This is a genomic window from Spongiivirga citrea, assembly GCF_010671565.1.
Lineage (GTDB): Bacteria > Bacteroidota > Bacteroidia > Flavobacteriales > Flavobacteriaceae > Spongiivirga > Spongiivirga citrea.
In genome coordinates this window covers 683,207-700,823 of record NZ_JAABOQ010000002.1, presented here as the reverse complement: position 1 = coordinate 700,823, position 17,617 = coordinate 683,207, and the positions used below count along the sequence as shown (strand labels likewise).

General features: G+C 36.3%; 11 protein-coding genes. All 11 read left to right on the top strand.

From position 1 onward, the window contains the following. Positions 1 to 3,855, top strand: a 3,855-nt coding sequence (locus GWK10_RS06675) for a PKD domain-containing protein (protein WP_164030530.1), incomplete at its 5' end; no start/stop codon positions are given. A gap of 181 nt (positions 3,856 to 4,036) precedes the next feature. After that, positions 4,037 to 8,164 (top strand): Calx-beta domain-containing protein, encoded by a 4,128-nt coding sequence (locus GWK10_RS06670; RefSeq protein WP_239540715.1) that lies wholly within the window; start codon positions 4,037 to 4,039, stop codon positions 8,162 to 8,164. Between the two features lie 73 nt (positions 8,165 to 8,237). Next, positions 8,238 to 9,386 (top strand): GNAT family N-acetyltransferase, encoded by a 1,149-nt coding sequence (locus GWK10_RS06665; protein WP_164030524.1) that lies wholly within the window; start codon positions 8,238 to 8,240, stop codon positions 9,384 to 9,386. A gap of 120 nt (positions 9,387 to 9,506) precedes the next feature. After that, positions 9,507 to 10,139 (top strand): sugar transferase, encoded by a 633-nt coding sequence (locus GWK10_RS06660; protein WP_164030521.1) that lies wholly within the window; start codon positions 9,507 to 9,509, stop codon positions 10,137 to 10,139. Positions 10,140 to 10,155: 16 nt separating this feature from the next. Further along, positions 10,156 to 11,250, top strand: a complete 1,095-nt coding sequence (locus GWK10_RS06655) for a hypothetical protein (RefSeq protein WP_164030519.1) — start codon at positions 10,156 to 10,158, stop codon at positions 11,248 to 11,250. Between the two features lie 9 nt (positions 11,251 to 11,259). Further along, positions 11,260 to 12,765 carry an AMP-binding protein gene (locus GWK10_RS06650; protein WP_164030517.1) on the top strand — a complete coding sequence of 502 codons (1,506 nt, stop codon included), beginning with the start codon at positions 11,260 to 11,262 and terminating at the stop codon, positions 12,763 to 12,765. A gap of 30 nt (positions 12,766 to 12,795) precedes the next feature. Next, positions 12,796 to 13,887, top strand: a complete 1,092-nt coding sequence (locus GWK10_RS06645; protein ID WP_164030514.1) for a hypothetical protein — start codon at positions 12,796 to 12,798, stop codon at positions 13,885 to 13,887. Positions 13,888 to 13,901: 14 nt separating this feature from the next. Beyond that, positions 13,902 to 15,401, top strand: coding sequence for an AMP-binding protein (locus tag GWK10_RS06640; protein WP_164030512.1), 1,500 nt, complete (start codon positions 13,902 to 13,904; stop codon positions 15,399 to 15,401). A 2-nt stretch (positions 15,402 to 15,403) separates the two neighbouring features. Then, complete coding sequence (locus GWK10_RS06635) at positions 15,404 to 15,655, top strand: acyl carrier protein (protein WP_164030509.1); 252 nt, start codon at positions 15,404 to 15,406, stop codon at positions 15,653 to 15,655. 35 nt (positions 15,656 to 15,690) lie between these two features. Beyond that, positions 15,691 to 16,842, top strand: a complete 1,152-nt coding sequence (locus tag GWK10_RS06630; protein WP_164030505.1) for a glycosyltransferase family 4 protein — start codon at positions 15,691 to 15,693, stop codon at positions 16,840 to 16,842. A gap of 65 nt (positions 16,843 to 16,907) precedes the next feature. After that, positions 16,908 to 17,588, top strand: coding sequence for an acetyltransferase (locus tag GWK10_RS06625; protein WP_164030502.1), 681 nt, complete (start codon positions 16,908 to 16,910; stop codon positions 17,586 to 17,588). Positions 17,589 to 17,617: the final 29 nt, after the last annotated feature.

Here is a 17,617-nt window from a genome sequence, read left to right as displayed (position 1 = left end):
CCCCCTGTTGCTATTGCTTCTGCTACCCCATTGAGCGGTACTGTTCCATTAGAGGTTAGTTTTACGGGGAGTAATTCTACTGATGATGTGGGTATTACATCGTATAGTTGGAATTTTCAGGATGGTTCAACTTCTACAGCGGCTGACCCTTTACATACATTCACTACAGCCGGGAGTTATGCTGTTTCATTAACGGTAGTAGATGGAGGAGGTTTAAGTAGTACTACTACTATAACTATAGATGTTACTGACCCTTTACCACCGACATTGAGCGTGAATCCTGTAAGTTTAGATTTTGGACAGTTACCGATTAACGGTAGTGCCGCCCAATTAAGTTTCAATGCATTTAACGAGAGTACTTCTGGTGATGATATCACAATTACGGGAATTGTTATTTCTGGTGTGAATGCATCAATGTTTAGTCATAGCTCTACTCTTCCTTTGACAATTAGTGGTCAAGCTAGTATTAACATTCCAGTAACCTTTGTTCCAGATGGATTAACGGGTAGCAAATCAGCAACTATTGCCTTGACCCACAGCGGAGATAATTCGCCCATTAATATTCCTTTAAGTGCGGTATTGACAAGTACGTCACAATCGCAGCCATTAGTGCGTATTAGTGTAGGTAGTTTTTCAACAGTTCCAGCAAGTGATGGTGGTCCTGATTGGGAGTCTAACCCAGTGAATAACGAATATCAGGGTACTGGTTATTCTGTGAATACTGGAATCAATGTAAATAGTAACCTTCAATATGCGAGTCGTGATGCTTCAATCCCAACATATGTTGATGAGAGTGTTTTTGGAGGGCTATTTAATAGAGAGCGTTTTGATGTGTCTTCTGGAGAAGAGATGGAGTTTGTGGTTCCGTTGGCCGATGGTGACTATACTGTTAACTTGTTCTTAGGAAACAACTATGGTGGTACCAGCGCCGTAGGAGATCGTGTGTTTGATATTTTGTTGGAAGGAGTAGTAGTGGAAGATAATCTTGATTTGATAACTGCTTTTGGACATCGTGTGGCCGGTATGCTATCATATCCGGTTACTGTAACCGATGGTGCACTTAATATTTCATTTGGTCATGAGGTAGAGAATCCGTTAATTAATGCGATCGAAGTTCTCTATGAAGGTGAAATAGGTAATCAGGCTCCAGTAGCCATAGGAAGTGCTTCTACAGTATTAGGACTTGCTCCATTAGAGGTTAGTTTTACGGGCGTTAATTCCACTGATGATGTCGGAGTAACCAACTATTTATGGGACTTCAAAGATGGTAATACATCAAGTTTGGCCAATCCAACACATACGTTTGCCACTATCGGTACTTATGACGTTGATCTTACAGTTACCGACGAAGAAGGTTTAACAGATACAACTACAATATCGATAGTAGTAAGTGATCCGGGCATTATTGATATAAATGATATTACTTTTAATGAAGGAGGAGGTATAGCAACTTTCAATGTTACTTTAACAGGCGCCGTTTCAGGTGGCTTTTCTTTGAGTTATACAACACAAAACGGGACTGCGGTAGGTTCTACTGATTTTACTATTACTTCTGGAACATTAAACTTTGCAGGAATAAATGGAGAAAGTCAGTCAGTCAGTGTTCCAATTAGTGATGATAACATTTTGGAATCAAGTGAGTCATTTTTCTTGAACCTTTCCAATCCTAGTAGCAACTTAGTATTGATAAATGATAATCTAGGAGAGGCGACTATAACCGATAACGATAATGCATCTGTAAATGTAAATGATGTAACGGTTGCAGAGAATGGTAATGAAGCTGTATTTACAGTTCAATTAATTGGAAATGTTCAAAACGGCTTTACGGTTGATTATGCTACGGCAGATGATACCGCAATAGCTCCTGCTGATTATATACAAACCAATGGAACGTTAAATTTTACTGGTCAAAATGGAGAGACTTTGACAGTTTCAGTTCCAGTTATTGATGATCAACAAGTAGGTCAATCTGTTGTGTTTCACTTGAATCTTGGAAACCTGAGTAACTCGCTAGTAACTATCGCAGATGCGCAAGGAACGGCAACTATTCTAGATGATGATTCTGCTAATGTATCCATCAATGATGTAAGTTTGAATGAGGATATTGGTAGTGCTTCATTTGTTGTGACACTTGTCAATGATGTTCAAAATGGATTTACAATTGATTATCAAACGGTAGCAAATACTGCAAATGTAAATGAAGACTTTGAAGCGACTAATGGTACTTTAACTTTTGTTGGAACTAGTGGCGAAACACAATTGATTGAAGTGACGATTATTGATGACGTTGTTGATGAAAACAATGAAACATATTTTGTTGATTTGAGTAATATTAGTAATCCGCTAGTCAAATTATTAGATGCACAAGGAATAGGAACTATTATAGATAATGATCTTCCTCCCAACGAGCCCCCTGTTGCTATTGCTTCTGCTACCCCATTGAGCGGTACTGTTCCATTAGAGGTTAGTTTTACGGGGAGTAATTCTACTGATGATGTGGGTATTACATCGTATAGTTGGAATTTTCAGGATGGTTCAACTTCTACAGCGGCTGACCCTTTACATACATTCACTACAGCCGGGAGTTATGCTGTTTCATTAACGGTAGTAGATGGAGGAGGTTTAAGTAGTACTACTACTATAACTATAGATGTTACTGACCCTTTACCACCGACATTGAGCGTGAATCCTGTAAGTTTAGATTTTGGACAGTTACCGATTAACGGTAGTGCCGCCCAATTAAGTTTCAATGCATTTAACGAGAGTACTTCTGGTGATGATATCACAATTACGGGAATTGTTATTTCTGGTGTGAATGCATCAATGTTTAGTCATAGCTCTACTCTTCCTTTGACAATTAGTGGTCAAGCTAGTATTAACATTCCAGTAACCTTTGTTCCAGATGGATTAACGGGTAGCAAATCAGCAACTATTGCCTTGACCCACAGCGGAGATAATTCGCCCATTAATATTCCTTTAAGTGCGGTATTGACAAGTACGTCACAATCGCAGCCATTAGTGCGTATTAGTGTAGGTAGTTTTTCAACAGTTCCAGCAAGTGATGGTGGTCCTGATTGGGAGTCTAACCCAGTGAATAACGAATATCAGGGTACTGGTTATTCTGTGAATACTGGAATCAATGTAAATAGTAACCTTCAATATGCGAGTCGTGATGCTTCAATCCCAACATATGTTGATGAGAGTGTTTTTGGAGGGCTATTTAATAGAGAGCGTTTTGATGTGTCTTCTGGAGAAGAGATGGAGTTTGTGGTTCCGTTGGCCGATGGTGACTATACTGTTAACTTGTTCTTAGGAAACAACTATGGTGGTACCAGCGCCGTAGGAGATCGTGTGTTTGATATTTTGTTGGAAGGAATAGTAGTGGAAGATAATCTTGATTTAGTGCAGTATTTTGGGCATAAAGTCGCCGGTATGCTATCATATCCTGTTACCGTAACCGATGGTGCACTTAATATTTCATTTGGTCACGAGGTTGAGAATCCGTTAATTAACGCGATAGAGATTATGGGTGAAACCTTAACAACATCAAGAGCTTCGTCCAATACAACCTCAGTTACTAGTTCAGAATTGAGTAGTGAACAGCGATTTGAGTTTAAGCTATATCCCAATCCTGCAGATCAGTATTTGAATGTTGAAATTGGCGGTCCAACACCTGAATTACTAATGGTATATGATATTAATGGCCGAGTTATCAAAAAAATAGATACTAATAATCTAGAAATTACCGACGGGGTGTATCGACTTCCTGTATACGATTTGGAGTCTGGCATGTACATTATGAATGCTAGTTTTAAAGATGTTGTCAAAAGCCGAAGGATTATAATTAGGCATTGATGAAGTAAGAATAAAAATATAAAACTCCCTGCAGTCAAATAATTTGTAGGGAGTTTTTTAGTTATAATACTAAATACAACTACAATAATTGTACGCAATTATTTACTTGGCTAATGATCTCAAAAGCAATGTCCAACGTATTATTAGTATATTTATCTGAACTTCATACCAAAAGAAAACCATGAGACCTACTTCTTTTTTCTTTTTTTTGATTTGTCTATCTTGGTTTATCCCATGTAATTCCCAGAGTATTTCTGGAGAATTGAAAAAATGGCACACTGTGACAATTGAATTCACTGATGATGCAACGTACTCAGAAACAGGAACTCCTAATCCATTTATCGACAGGCGCCTCGATGTAACGTTCACAGGACCATCTAACCAGACTTACAAAGTACCAGGATATTTTGCTGCCGATGGAAATGCGGCAGAAACGAGTGCCACTACTGGCGATAAATGGCATGTGAAATTTTCTCCTGATGAGATAGGTACTTGGACCTATACCACTTCGTTTAGAGAAGGAACTGATGTTGCAGTTATTTATCCTAGCAGTATAAACGATGGCACCTCAGGAGCGATTGATGGACAATCGGGGAGCTTTGTTGTTACCACTACAGATAAAACCGGCAAAGATTTTAGGGGAAAGGGAAGGCTTCAGTATGATGGCTCAAGGTATCCCAGATTTACTGAAACTGGTGAGTACTTTATTAAAGCAGGACCCGATAGTCCTGAAAACTTCTTGGCATATGACGAATTCGATGAAGTCTATCACTATGCTGCTCCAAATAGGATAAAAGACTGGGATGCACATTTGTCATTATGGCAAACCGGAGATCCTCAATGGCAGGGGACTAGAGGTAGAAGTATTATAGGTGCGGTAAACTATATAGCCGATGTAAAGGGGCTGAATGCGATTAGTTTTTTGACAATGAATAAGGTTCGTGGTGATACTAAAGATGTAACAATGAATGTAGATGTGCCCGGCTCAGGTCAACAGGCGGGAGGTCCTATTCCTGATTATACGCATTATGATGTGAGTCGTACTGCCCAATGGGATATCGTATTTTCATATGCACAAGCAAAAGGAGTTTTTTTACATTTTAAAACTCAAGAACAAGAGAATGCGGGTCAATTGGATGAAGATCCATCGAATCCAGGAGGTTTTTTAGGAAGAGAGAGAAAGTTGTATTACCGTGAATTGGTTGCAAGATTTGGCCATCATTTGGTATTGAATTGGAATATGGGAGAAGAAAACGAAGGAAATACCGCGCAGAGCCCTCAGAATGCAGTTGATTCACCCGAGAGGATAGCTCAATTGCAATATGTTGCCGATATTGATCCATATAATCATTTAAGAGTTGTACACAGCAAGGGTTCAAATGCACAACAAGATGCGTTGTACAATCCGCTATTAGGAAATAATTCTACCTTAACAGGTGTGTCCTTACAAAGTGCTAGGAATGCAATTAACGATAGGGTTAAACATTGGATTGATCAATCTGGAAATGCTGGTAAACAATGGGTAATTAGTTCGGATGAAACTGGCGCTGGTGCTACTGACAATCAGGCATTTCGAGAGGAAAAAATTTATGGAACTTATTTTGCTGGTGGATATGGAATCGAAGTATATGTTAGTGGTCAGGACCTAACCTTAGCAGATTGGTCAAGTGGTGTGTTGTCAAATGTTTGGGATTATTGTCGGTATGGATTAGAGTTTATGAATAGACTTCCTTTCACCGAGATGACAAGTGACAATTCAGTAATAAATGGTACTGGTAATCTTGCATTTGTGAAGACTAACGATACCTACGCTATATATCTAGCAAGTGCTTCGGGAACAACAAACCTTGACTTGGGTAATACCGGAGATACGTTTACTGTGCAATGGTTTGACCCAAGGAATGGAGGGGATTTACAAAACGGAAATATAACTAGTGTTGTTTCAAACGGAACTGAAGCTAATTTAGGGTCACCTCCATCCAATACAAGTGCAGATTGGGTAGTACTGGTGAAAAATACTGCTGCTTCCTTACCAAGTATAACAATTAATAATGTTTCTGTTGAGGAAGGTGCTAATGCCGTCTTTACGGTAACCTTGGATAGTGATGCATCGGGAGGCTTTACTGTTGATTTTACTACCGCTAATAATACAGCCGTTTCCGGGGTTGATTATACTGCAAATAGTGGAACACTCACGTTTACGGGAACAGCCGGAGAACAGCAAACAATAACAGTTAATACCACTGATGATACCGATTCTGAATCTACAGAACAGTTTTTTGTGAATCTAAGCAACATATCCAATACGGGAGTGTCAATCGATGACCCTCAGGGTGTAGGAACAATTAACGATAATGATAGCGTAACGTCGAGCATCACAATAAGCGATGAAACTTCTGTAGAAGGTGAAGATTTGATTTTTGAAGTGATTTTAGATAATGCGGTTTCAGGTGGGTTTACTGTAGATTTCGTAACTTCTGATGACGGAGCCGACGCTGGAGCAGATTACACTGCTTCAAGCGGAACTTTAACGTTTGCAGGCACAGCAGGAGAGGTGCAGCGTATTACCATTAATACAAACGACGATTCAGTAGCAGAATCTGCAGAAGGGCTAATAGTTACCCTGAGTAACCTGTCTAATACATCGGTTAATTTAGCTAAGATCCAGGGTTTTGGTACCATTACTGATAATGATGCCAGTATTTCAATAAATGATATTACTGTAGCCGAAGGAGAAAACCTTGTTTTTACAGTTAATCTTAATGGAAGTGTTTCCGGAGGGTTTAATGTTGATTTTACCACAGCTGATAATACAGCAATTTCGGGTGAGGATTATACTCAAGTATCAGGTTCACTATCTTTCGCGGGTACTAATGGAGAAACCCAAACTATTTCTATAACGACAAGTGATGACACCGCAGTTGAAAATACAGAACAGTTTTTTGTCAATCTCTCAAATCTAAATACCAACCTTGCTTCAATAACTGATGGTCAGGGTGTAGGAACAATTAACGACAACGATACTGTTAGTAGTAGTGAAATAAATATAAGCGATATTACGGTAATTGAGGGAGAACAAGCCATTTTACAAGTGACTTCATCATTAGAAATAACAGGAGGCTTTACGGTAGATTTTACGACTCAGGATGTTACAGCTATTAGTGGCCAGGACTATGAGGCGTCTTCAGGAACTTTGACTTTTGTTGGAAATGCAGATGAAGCCCAACAAATTATCATCAATACAACGGATGACGGAATAGTGGAGAATACCGAGAGTTTTTCGGTTGCTCTTTCAAATGCTACAAGTAATGATGTCATAATTGTCGATGGAGAAAGTATAGTAACGTTAGTTGATAACGATACAGCTGGAGGAAGCGGCTCAATTTCAATTAATGATGTTTCGGCTATTGAAGGAGAGCAGCTCAGTTTTGCAGTTACCTTTATTGGTCAGATTGATGGCGGTTTTTCAATAAACTATCAAGCTATAAATGGCTCTGCAACTGCCGATGAAGACTATGAGATTTCTAATGGTTTATTGAGTTTTTCGGGTATAAATGGTGAAACTTTATCAATTAATATAAGTAGTATAGATGATAATTTAGTGGAAGGCACTGAGCAATTCACCATTGAATTATCTAACCCAACTAGTAATGGAGTCACAATACAAGATGGAATAGGGGAAGCGACAATTATTGACAATGATGCAGCGCCGGTTATAAGTTTAACAGATGGAAGTGCAGTTGAGGGCTCTCCAATTCAAATTTCGATGAGTATTGATAAAACCTATTCTGAAGATATTAGGTTAAACTTCGGATTTACAAATAATGAAACTAATAACTTAGATTTTGATAATCAGGCAATTTTAGTAACAATTGCTGCTGGAGCGCAGGAGGCCGAATTAAGTATACCGACATTTACAGATAATGAGGTAGAAGAAAATGAAACGTTCACCATTGGTATTATTTCAGTTGAACAAGGGGTAATATCAAATATAGATGCTACTGCAATAGGTACAATTTTAGATGGTCCCGCAGAAAATAATGATATAGATCCCGATAATATTATTGTGGCTCCGGTTCCACTTTATGAAGGAAATACCATCTCAATTAGGGATACTGCAAATGGTGACCATGAGATTGCATTATTTGGTATATCTGGAAATTTGATACTCAATAAAAATATTTCAATTACAAATAATATGTATCAATTAGTATTAAACCCTGATTTAGTTAATGGAATTTATGTTGTTGAATTAAAAGAGCTTTCATCACAGAAAGTATATGTCAAGACAATTGTTCTTAATCGTTAATATTAGTTGCTTTTTAGCTTTTTTCTTTTTTTTGAAGAAACATACATAGTTTTGCACGAACTATATGATATAAATGCATAGAAAAAACGCCGATTTCTTTTTTGAAATATTCGAAAAGAATGCTATTCCTGAACCCTTTACACATCTCAATAGTAGTCAAGATGATCAAATAATTAATAACGATAATTATGATGAAAAACTTTTATTACAACGGAGCCATTTTCACAACATCTTTTTTATTCCAGATTACCTAGCTCCTGGTTTTGATAATAAACTTCTATCAGTAAAAGAGGTCACACAGTTTTTTAAGGGGTATGCTATTTTTCTTAGGGATTCGGAAAATGCCGAAGATTATATTAAGCAACGTTTTAAGAAAAATGCAAAAAGCATACGCAAGCGGGTTCGAAGGCTGGAATCTTGTTTTGACATTAAGTATGAGATGTTTTATGGGAATATCGAAAGATCAACGTATGACAAGCTCATTGATATGGCCAAGTATATGCTCGAAAGAAGATTTATACAACGCAATGATACAAATCAAGCCTTATTAAAATGGGATCGGTTGAAACAACTTTTTTTCGATTTAATCAATTCAAAAAAGGCTTCACTTTTTTTAATCACACAAAACGATATACCAATTGTAATATCACTAAACTACCATTATCAAAACAAGATGTTTAGTTCAATCTCTGCTTACGATATTGATTTTGAAAAGTTTAGTTTAGGGAGTGTTGAGATCTACAATAAGTTAAAATGGTGTATTGATAATGATCATAATGTCTACGAGATGGGAATGGGGGATTTAAGTTACAAGCGAGAATGGTGCAATCATATCTATCAATTTAAACACCAGATTTTGTACCCTAAAAAATCTTTAATTGCATTATTGAAGGCAAGAAAACAATACTTTGTTGTTTGGTCCAAAGAGTTAGCGTATAAACTGTTTTACGTTCGTTATAAGAAATATAAATCCAGAAATAAAAAAAGCGCTGCGCCTGTTTTCAAAATATCCATGGTGCCCTTGGATAATGTAGATGTGAGTACACTAAAAAAACTTGATTTAGATCATAAGGCCTTTTCATATTTGAAAAAGTCGGTCTATGACTATTTGTATTCTAAAACTGAACATGTAGCCGATATAGCTTTGTATCAAGAATCAAATGATGATAAAACGTTTATTTTGGTTGGTAAAAAAAGTACACATCGCATTACGGTTGATTGATTAAATCTCCAATAAAACTTGCAATATCTTTTAGTCAAGAAAAAATGTAGTTTTATCTACTAAAATCCTCAAAGAGTTTTAATAGTGGTAATTATGCCGCAGCTTTTGTAAAAGAACAAAATGTACAAACTTTTTATAAAAAGATTAATAGATATTTTAGGAGCACTAGTGTTATTAATCGTGTTTTCTCCTATCTTACTTGTAGTTTCTGTAGTATTGATTTTTGCTATTAAGGGGACTCCTTTTTTTACGCAACGTAGGCCAGGGAAAAATGAAGAGATATTTTCCGTTGTAAAATTTAAGTCAATGACTGATGAAAAAGATGAAAACGGTGAATTATTACCAGATCATACACGGCTTACAAAAATTGGTAAATTTATCAGGAAAACTTCATTAGATGAGTTACCTCAACTTTTTAATGTACTCAAGGGCGATATGAGTTTTATAGGCCCTAGACCGCTTCTTATAAGATATCTTCCTTACTATACCCAAGAAGAAAAAACTAGACATTCGATCAGACCGGGAATAACTGGATTGGCGCAGGTATCAGGCCGAAACTTTCTAAACTGGGATGAGCGTCTTGCTAAAGACGCATTTTATGTAAAAAACCTGTCCTTTTTAATGGACGTTAAAATAGTACTTACTACAATTAAGAATGTGATTACATCAAAAGATGTTTCGGTTGATGCATTTTTAGCGATGGGCTACCTTGATGAAGAAAGACAAAATAAAGAAATCGAAGGCGAAGCCTAAGCAATAACTAATACCGATGAGTAAGCAAATGAATACTGTATTAGTTACTAAATCAAAGCTTAGAGAGTTTTTGGAAACCAATGAACTTTGGGAAGGACATTACTTAATACCCTTTGCAAAAAGTAAAGCAAGTTGGGTGCTAAAAAATGAAAGAATTGATGAAGAAGATTTAGTTGCTTTTTTGGCTTACGAAAATGGTGTATTAGTTTGTTTTGTATACCTGATGCCGGATATAATGAATTCTTCGAAAGGGAAGCAAAAAGTTTATTGGAGTGATAAATGGTGGGTAGCTAGTAGTCATAAGGATACTATAATCTCATCATATTTAAAAAATGAAGTAGCTCGAATAACCTCGAATAAGATCATAGTTAAATTTCTGGGAAAAGCTACCGAGGCATACTACGAGAAACAACCATTTCGAAAGTTTGGGCATCGTACACGTTTTTTCATTATGTATAATGCAGATGTTGGTTTGTTGTTAAGTCGATTTTCATTTTTGAAAATGTTGAAGTTTCCATTAAAGATCATCGATCAAATTTCGCTTTCATTTACAAAAAGTGTCAATAAAAGACGAGCAATATCTAAAACTAAGAAGCTTAATTATCAGTACCTAAATCAACTCGATGAGTTAACATGGGATTTTTTGAAGTCTAATTGCGATGAGGATTTGATCTTAAAAGATAAGGTCTACGTTAATTGGCAGTTAAGCAATCAACAATATACCAATACGCCACTCCCTAAAAAATATGTTTCTAATTGTTTAATTGGGGGCGCTTTTTCTAATATAGGAATCGTTAGTTTTAGTATCATTCAACAGGATAAGGTCATAGGTTTTGTATCATACCTCGAAAGAGAGTCTGAGTTTATTATTAAATACTTTATAACCGCAACCGGTTGTTATGAAGAATGTATGGGAGCGTTGATGGAGCATTTTACCCATAGCGGATGCAAAATAATTCATACTGAGAATGACGAATTAGGAAGTAAATTGTTGAAGTCATATGTCAACATTTTTAGCAGCAAAAGAACCTTATATTCATTAATACATAAAGATTTAGATCTTTCAGATACCAATTTAAAAATTAACGAACAAGACGGCCATTTTTCATAATCAACTTTGATGAAATTCTTAAACTCACTATATAACTCATTTATCACTAATGCAGCACGGAATGCGTTTTGTATTCAGGATACAATGTATAGCTATGAAGAGCTTAATAATGCAATTGAGTCGATCAGGAATATTATTCAGCAAAAGATTGGTTTCGAGCATCAGTATGTTGGTTTGGTTTTACGAGATGACCTTACGACCTATGCTTCCATTTTCGCACTATGGTTTGAAGGTAAAGCTTACGTCCCTATAAATCCTGCAGCTCCTATATCTAGGAATTTGGAGACATTAAATAAGATTGGAGCGAGAGCAATATTTGACACGCAGACTAATGGGGCTGATTTTGAGGGAATAGAGTTAGTATGCACCAATGACGAATATTCAAATACAGTTGTATCGGGAAGTTTTTCCACAACTTTCGAAAATATTGACTCAATCAATCATGCCTATGTATTGTTTACCAGTGGTAGTACAGGAAAACCAAAGGGTATTCCCATCTCATTTGGCAATGTCGATGCATTGATTAATGGATTGGGAACTGATGATAATTTTAGTATTCAAGATAATGATCGCTGTTTACAAATGTATGATCTTACCTTTGACGCTTCATTAACTGCTATACTTCCGGCAATGTTAGCGGGGGCATGTCTGTATACTGTAGACCCTGGTAGCATTAAGTACTTCCAAATTTTAAAGTTGCTTAACAGATATGAGCTTACCGTTCTTAAAATGGTACCCTCCATCATTCATTACCTGCGCCCCTATTTTGATCAAATACTTGCCAAGCAGGTACGGTACTGTATTTTTGGTGGGGGAAAGTTATTTGATGACATACTTTCGGAATGGCGAAAGTGTATTCCAAACAGTATAATTGTTAACCATTACGGACCAACCGAAAGTACGGTATGTAGTCATCGTTATTATATATCGAAAAATCAGCCTAAAACATACAACGGTATCGTCTCTATAGGCAAACCCTGGCCTAAACTCGACTGCATTATAGTTGATGAAAGTAACAATATGCTGGAAAATGGGAAGGAAGGAGAGCTTTGTATTTCGGGGCCTCAGCTAACCGGTGGTTATTGGATGAATGACATGTTGAATACTAGTGTTTTTTTTGATTGTAAGCATGAATCGGGCGAACTAAAAAGATATTACAAAACCGGAGATTTATGTTATCGTGATAATGAAGGAGATTTTTTATTTGTTGGTAGAAAAGATTTTCAGGTTAAAGTAAGAGGTTATCGAGTAGAATTAGCAGAAATAGAATTTCATATAAAGCAGATTACAAATCTGGTAGATGTAATTGCTATTGACGTTGAAAATAGTTTAGGTAATACTGAGATAGGAGTTGGGTTTGTAGGGCAGCCTTTTGAAATGGGAGACTTGTTATCTAAAATGAGAACAAAAGTTCCATCCTACATGGTTCCTACAAGACATGCTTTTTTTAATGATTTTCCAATGAATAGTAATGGGAAAATTGACCGAAAGCAGCTGAGGTTAAAGTTTAAATAAAAAGTAGAATCTTATAATCAATTCCCATAAATGGGTAAGAACGTTAAAGTAGACATATTAACAAAACGTGATTTGCGACAGGCTGTTGCAAATAGTACTTATTGGGGGCCGGGTAAAAATGCTCCCATAAGTAAAAATCGCGCATGTTGGATACTAGAAAGCCCAAGACTTAAGGAAGATGACTATTGTTTGTTAGTGGGGCTAGAAAATGACAAGATGATCGCTTTTGTATATATGCTTCCCGATATACTTAATGATCCAAATAGGACAAAGGTATATTGGATGATTGAATGGTGGGTGGTACCCGCATATCAAAATTCGGTTCTAAGCACCTATATTTTTATGGAGGGTATGCGTTTGGCTGGTGATAATATTTTGATCAAATTTTACGCTGAACACATTAAGCACTTTTACGATAAGCAACCATTTTCTGAATTGCATACCAGAATGAGACATGCGGTTTTTTTCGGATTGAACCCGGATCTTGTGGTTCGTAAAATAAAATTTGCAAAGTATGCCAAGTTTTTGGTCAAAGCTATTGATAGGTTAATTAGTTCGAGAAACCGCAAACTAAACAAGAAAAAAGCGATAAGTCAGGGTGGTAACCTTAAGTTTGAATATATTAACCAATTAGATCGAGAAATTGAGGAATGGCTAATTTCCAATTGCGAAGATGACCTTATTCTAAAAACTAAAGACTATTTAAACTGGCAGTTTTCTACAGATCAATACCTAACAACTCCGTTATTTGATAAAGTGTATGAAAAAGTGCAGTTAAGGGATTATGCTCCGGTGATGGATTTGCATACTTTTAAAGTTATAAGTGAGGGTGATCTAATTGGGTTTATTTGTTTCTCTGATCATGGAGGTGAGATTTATTTAAAGTACTTTGTTTCAAACGAACAAAATTTTGATACGAATCTATCAGCACTGATGTTGCATTTGATTAAATTAAAAACGAGCCACATTTTTACCGATAATGAGTTAGTGGGTGAAGCACTAACAAAAAATTACAAGACAACTTTTACGCATAAGGTGAAAAAAGTAGCGCTTGCTCACAATGCAATTATTGAAAAAACTAAAGGGCTGATTTTGAAGGAGCAGGACGGTAATTATTATTGATATTGAGTTAAGTAATGAAGTTTATACAACAACTAGCAGCATCTATTCTAAACTATAGGGACCGAATTGCATTTCATATTAATGGGGTTGATTATACATATGCTCAATTCTTATATAAAATTGAAGGAATACGTGGTTCAATACGCTCTCAGATACCGGATGATGAAAAATTGATAGGTCTAGTTACTCATGATGATTTGGAAAGCTATGCCGCTATTTTGGCATTATGGTTTGAGGCTAAGGCTTATGTACCTGTAAATCCTAAAAACCCTGCTGAACGAAATTTACAGGTTTTCAGACAAACCGATACCTCATTTGTGCTAGATTCCAAGCCAGATGGAAGTTTAAATCAATTTGAACTAATTAATACAGCTGAACTAGGTGATGAAAGTGATTTGTCCGTTTTGAAACCAGTTGAAGACCCTAGCAAGGACCTGGCATATATACTATTTACCTCTGGAACCACAGGATTGCCTAAAGGAGTACCTATTACCTATTCCAATATGCAAGGGTTAGTTGATGCAATAGATGCGGATGAACCATTTAATTTGGCCCCCGATGATCGATGTCTTCAAATGTTTGAACTTACTTTTGATTTTTCTGTTGTAGCCTATTTATTTCCGTTGTTAGCGGGTGCTGGAATTTATACTATTCCACAGGATGCTATTAAATACTTGTACATTTTTAAACTTATAAAAGAACAACGACTTAGTGTTCTTACAATGGTGCCTTCAATAATTAATTATTTACGGCCTTACTTTGGAGAGATAAATGCTCCTTCTGTTCGATATTGTTCTTTTGGTGGTGGTGCTCTACATTTTGATCTAGCTAAAGAATGGAGTAACTGTTTGCCAAATTGCCAGATATTCAATTATTATGGTCCTACTGAGTTTACGGTATATTCGGGGTACTACCCTTATCATAAAGAAACGGCTAATAAGTCTTATAATGGAATAATCTCAACAGGCTCGCCTCTTAAAAATGTCCATTATCTTGTAGCAGATGAAAATAATAAAGAAGTTTCTGATGGAATAACAGGTGAATTATGTTTAGGAGGAATTCAATTAACACCAGGCTACTGGAAAAACCCGGAAAGAAACAAGAAAGTGTTTTTTAATTATGAAAAGAACGGTGAGATCATAAAGTATTACCGAACGGGTGACTTGTGCTTTAAAGATGAAGCAGGTGATTTTATGTATGTTGGCCGTGCTGACTTTCAAGTTAAAATTCGTGGTTATAGGGTAGAACTTGCTGAGATTGAATACCACGTAAAGAATGTTATGAAACAAAAGGTGAACGTTGTTGCAATCGATGTTTTGAATAGGTTGGAAAATGCTGAACTTGCATTGGCATTTGAATCAAACAATTTTGAAATAGATTATATAATGGATTATTTGAAAGAACAAATGCCACCCTATATGATCCCTTCTCATATTGAGTTTATAGCGGAATTTCCCCATAGCCTTAACGGAAAAATTGATAGAAAAAAATTAAGAACATATTTTAAATTGTAATAATGGATAAAGAACAATTGCTCTTAAAGATTACCGAAGCATTTAGTAAAGTTTTGGAACACAATAATTTTGAATTACAAAATGAAACAACGGCCAATGATGTTGACGGGTGGGACTCTGTCACTCATATGATGATTATCAATGAAATAGAGAACTTATTTTCAATTAAGTTTCAGTTAATGGATTTGATGAACATGCAAAATGTTGGAGATCTGGTTGCGGTATTAGAAAAGGAACTTGCTTCAAAAGCCTAATCTTTTTGATGATTTAAGGCCAAGTTAACATTATTATGAAAAAAATAATTCGTATCACCACAGTCCCTATTTCAATGTCTGGTTTGTTAACCGGACAACTTGAGTATATGAGCGATCATTATGAAATGATAGCTGTTTCAAGCGATAAGGAAAAGTTGGAACGGTATGCTAATGAAATTAATGTGAGGTCTTATGCTATTCCATTAACCAGAAAGATTACTCCCTTCACAGACTTGAAGGCTGTTTATACGCTCTATAAAATACTTAAAAAGGAAAAGCCTTTTATCGTCCATAGTCATACCCCAAAAGCAGGTACAATAGGCATGCTAGCAGCATGGCTGGCAAGAGTTCCTAACAGACTGCATACTATTGCTGGTTTGCCTTTACTGGTTGTAACAGGGCCCAAACGTACACTACTGAATATCGTAGAAAGAGTCACATATTGGTGCGCTACCAAAGTGTATCCAAATTCTCATGGTCTTATGGAGATTGTCAAAAAGCTCCGTTTTGCGAAAGAAAGGAAGCTTAAGGTTATAGGTAATGGAAGTTCAAATGGTATTGACACGTCTTTTTTTGATAAATCAATATATAGCGATGAGGAATTAAACAAATTAAAATCGGAGCTTAAGATTGGTCAAAACGACAAGGTATTTGTGTTTTTGGGAAGATTGGTTGCTGATAAGGGGCTCAACGAAATGGTAGCGGCTTTTGATCATTTAAATAGAAATAGTGATGAAGCCAAGCTTTTATTAGTGGGTAGTCATGAACGAGAGTTAGATCCTTTATTGCCAGAGACTGATCGTTCGATAGAAGGTAATGATAATATCATTTTGGTAGATTGGCAAGATGATGTCAGACCTTATTTGGCAATATCTAATTTTTTAGTATTTCCAAGTTATAGGGAAGGTTTTCCCAATACGGTAATGCAAGCAGGAGCTATGGAATTGCCCAGTATTGTTACTAATATTAATGGATGTAATGAAATAATTGAGCATAAAAAGAACGGACTGGTTATTCCGGTAAAGGATACCGCTGCTTTGATTGAGGCAATGAGTTTTATGGTAAATAAAATACAAGAAGTTGAAGAGATGAAAGCCAACGCACGAGTTATGATTACTAATCGATATGAACGAAAAGGTGTTTGGCAGCAAATTCTGACGGAGTACCAAAACTTGGAAATCACCTAATTTATGATCGTACTAACGATTAAAAGTTTAAACACATACTAAAACAATTAACTTGACCAGTGTCTATGCTCTCTAATAAAAATATAAACGTCGCGATTTTTGGCGCTTCTGGTCATGCCAAAGTCATCGTCGATATTCTGGAGCAAATTGGCGAATATACTATTGTTGGTTTAGTCGATTCCTATAAACCAATAGGGACAAGACTTTTTGACTATGAAGTAATTGGTAGGGAGGATAACTTACAGGGGCTTTGTAAAGAGTATAATTTTAACGCAGGAATTATCGCAATTGGGGATAATTGGAATCGGTTACAAATGCATCAACGTGTTACTAAACTTGTTCCAGAATTTAATTTTATTAATGCAATCCACCCCTCATCCATAATAGGAAAGGGAGTGAAAATTGGAAATGGCGTTGCCATTATGGCTGGTACTATAATCAATAGTGATGCAATTATAGCGGATAGTTGTATAATAAATACCAAAGCTTCCGTTGGTCATGATAGTGTTTTAAAGAGTTTTTCGAGTTTAGCACCAGGTGTAACGCTTGGGGGTAGTGTGAAAATTGGAATGGCAACCGCAATAGGAATAGGAGTAAGTATAAAACAAAATATATCAATAGGGGATCACACTGTTGTAGGCTCTGGCAGCATGGTGCTCAATGATGTTGAAAGCCTAACTTTAGTAATGGGAATTCCCGCAAAGAAAATACAATCAATTGATAAGGGATACCCTTATTTAAATTAATCTTATTGATTACAACGAGTAAACAAAGT

What these genes read in the sequence shown, in the direction of transcription:
- GWK10_RS06670 (WP_239540715.1), top strand. Translation starts at nt 4,037, where the DNA reads ATGAGACCTACTTCTTTTTTCTTTTTTTTGATTTGTCTATCTTGGTTT.
- GWK10_RS06665 (WP_164030524.1), top strand. Translation starts at nt 8,238, where the DNA reads ATGCATAGAAAAAACGCCGATTTCTTTTTTGAAATATTCGAAAAGAAT.
- GWK10_RS06660 (WP_164030521.1), top strand. Translation starts at nt 9,507, where the DNA reads ATGTACAAACTTTTTATAAAAAGATTAATAGATATTTTAGGAGCACTA.
- GWK10_RS06655 (WP_164030519.1), top strand. Translation starts at nt 10,156, where the DNA reads ATGAGTAAGCAAATGAATACTGTATTAGTTACTAAATCAAAGCTTAGA.
- GWK10_RS06650 (WP_164030517.1), top strand. Translation starts at nt 11,260, where the DNA reads ATGAAATTCTTAAACTCACTATATAACTCATTTATCACTAATGCAGCA.
- GWK10_RS06645 (WP_164030514.1), top strand. Translation starts at nt 12,796, where the DNA reads ATGGGTAAGAACGTTAAAGTAGACATATTAACAAAACGTGATTTGCGA.
- GWK10_RS06640 (WP_164030512.1), top strand. Translation starts at nt 13,902, where the DNA reads ATGAAGTTTATACAACAACTAGCAGCATCTATTCTAAACTATAGGGAC.
- GWK10_RS06635 (WP_164030509.1), top strand. Translation starts at nt 15,404, where the DNA reads ATGGATAAAGAACAATTGCTCTTAAAGATTACCGAAGCATTTAGTAAA.
- GWK10_RS06630 (WP_164030505.1), top strand. Translation starts at nt 15,691, where the DNA reads ATGAAAAAAATAATTCGTATCACCACAGTCCCTATTTCAATGTCTGGT.
- GWK10_RS06625 (WP_164030502.1), top strand. Translation starts at nt 16,908, where the DNA reads ATGCTCTCTAATAAAAATATAAACGTCGCGATTTTTGGCGCTTCTGGT.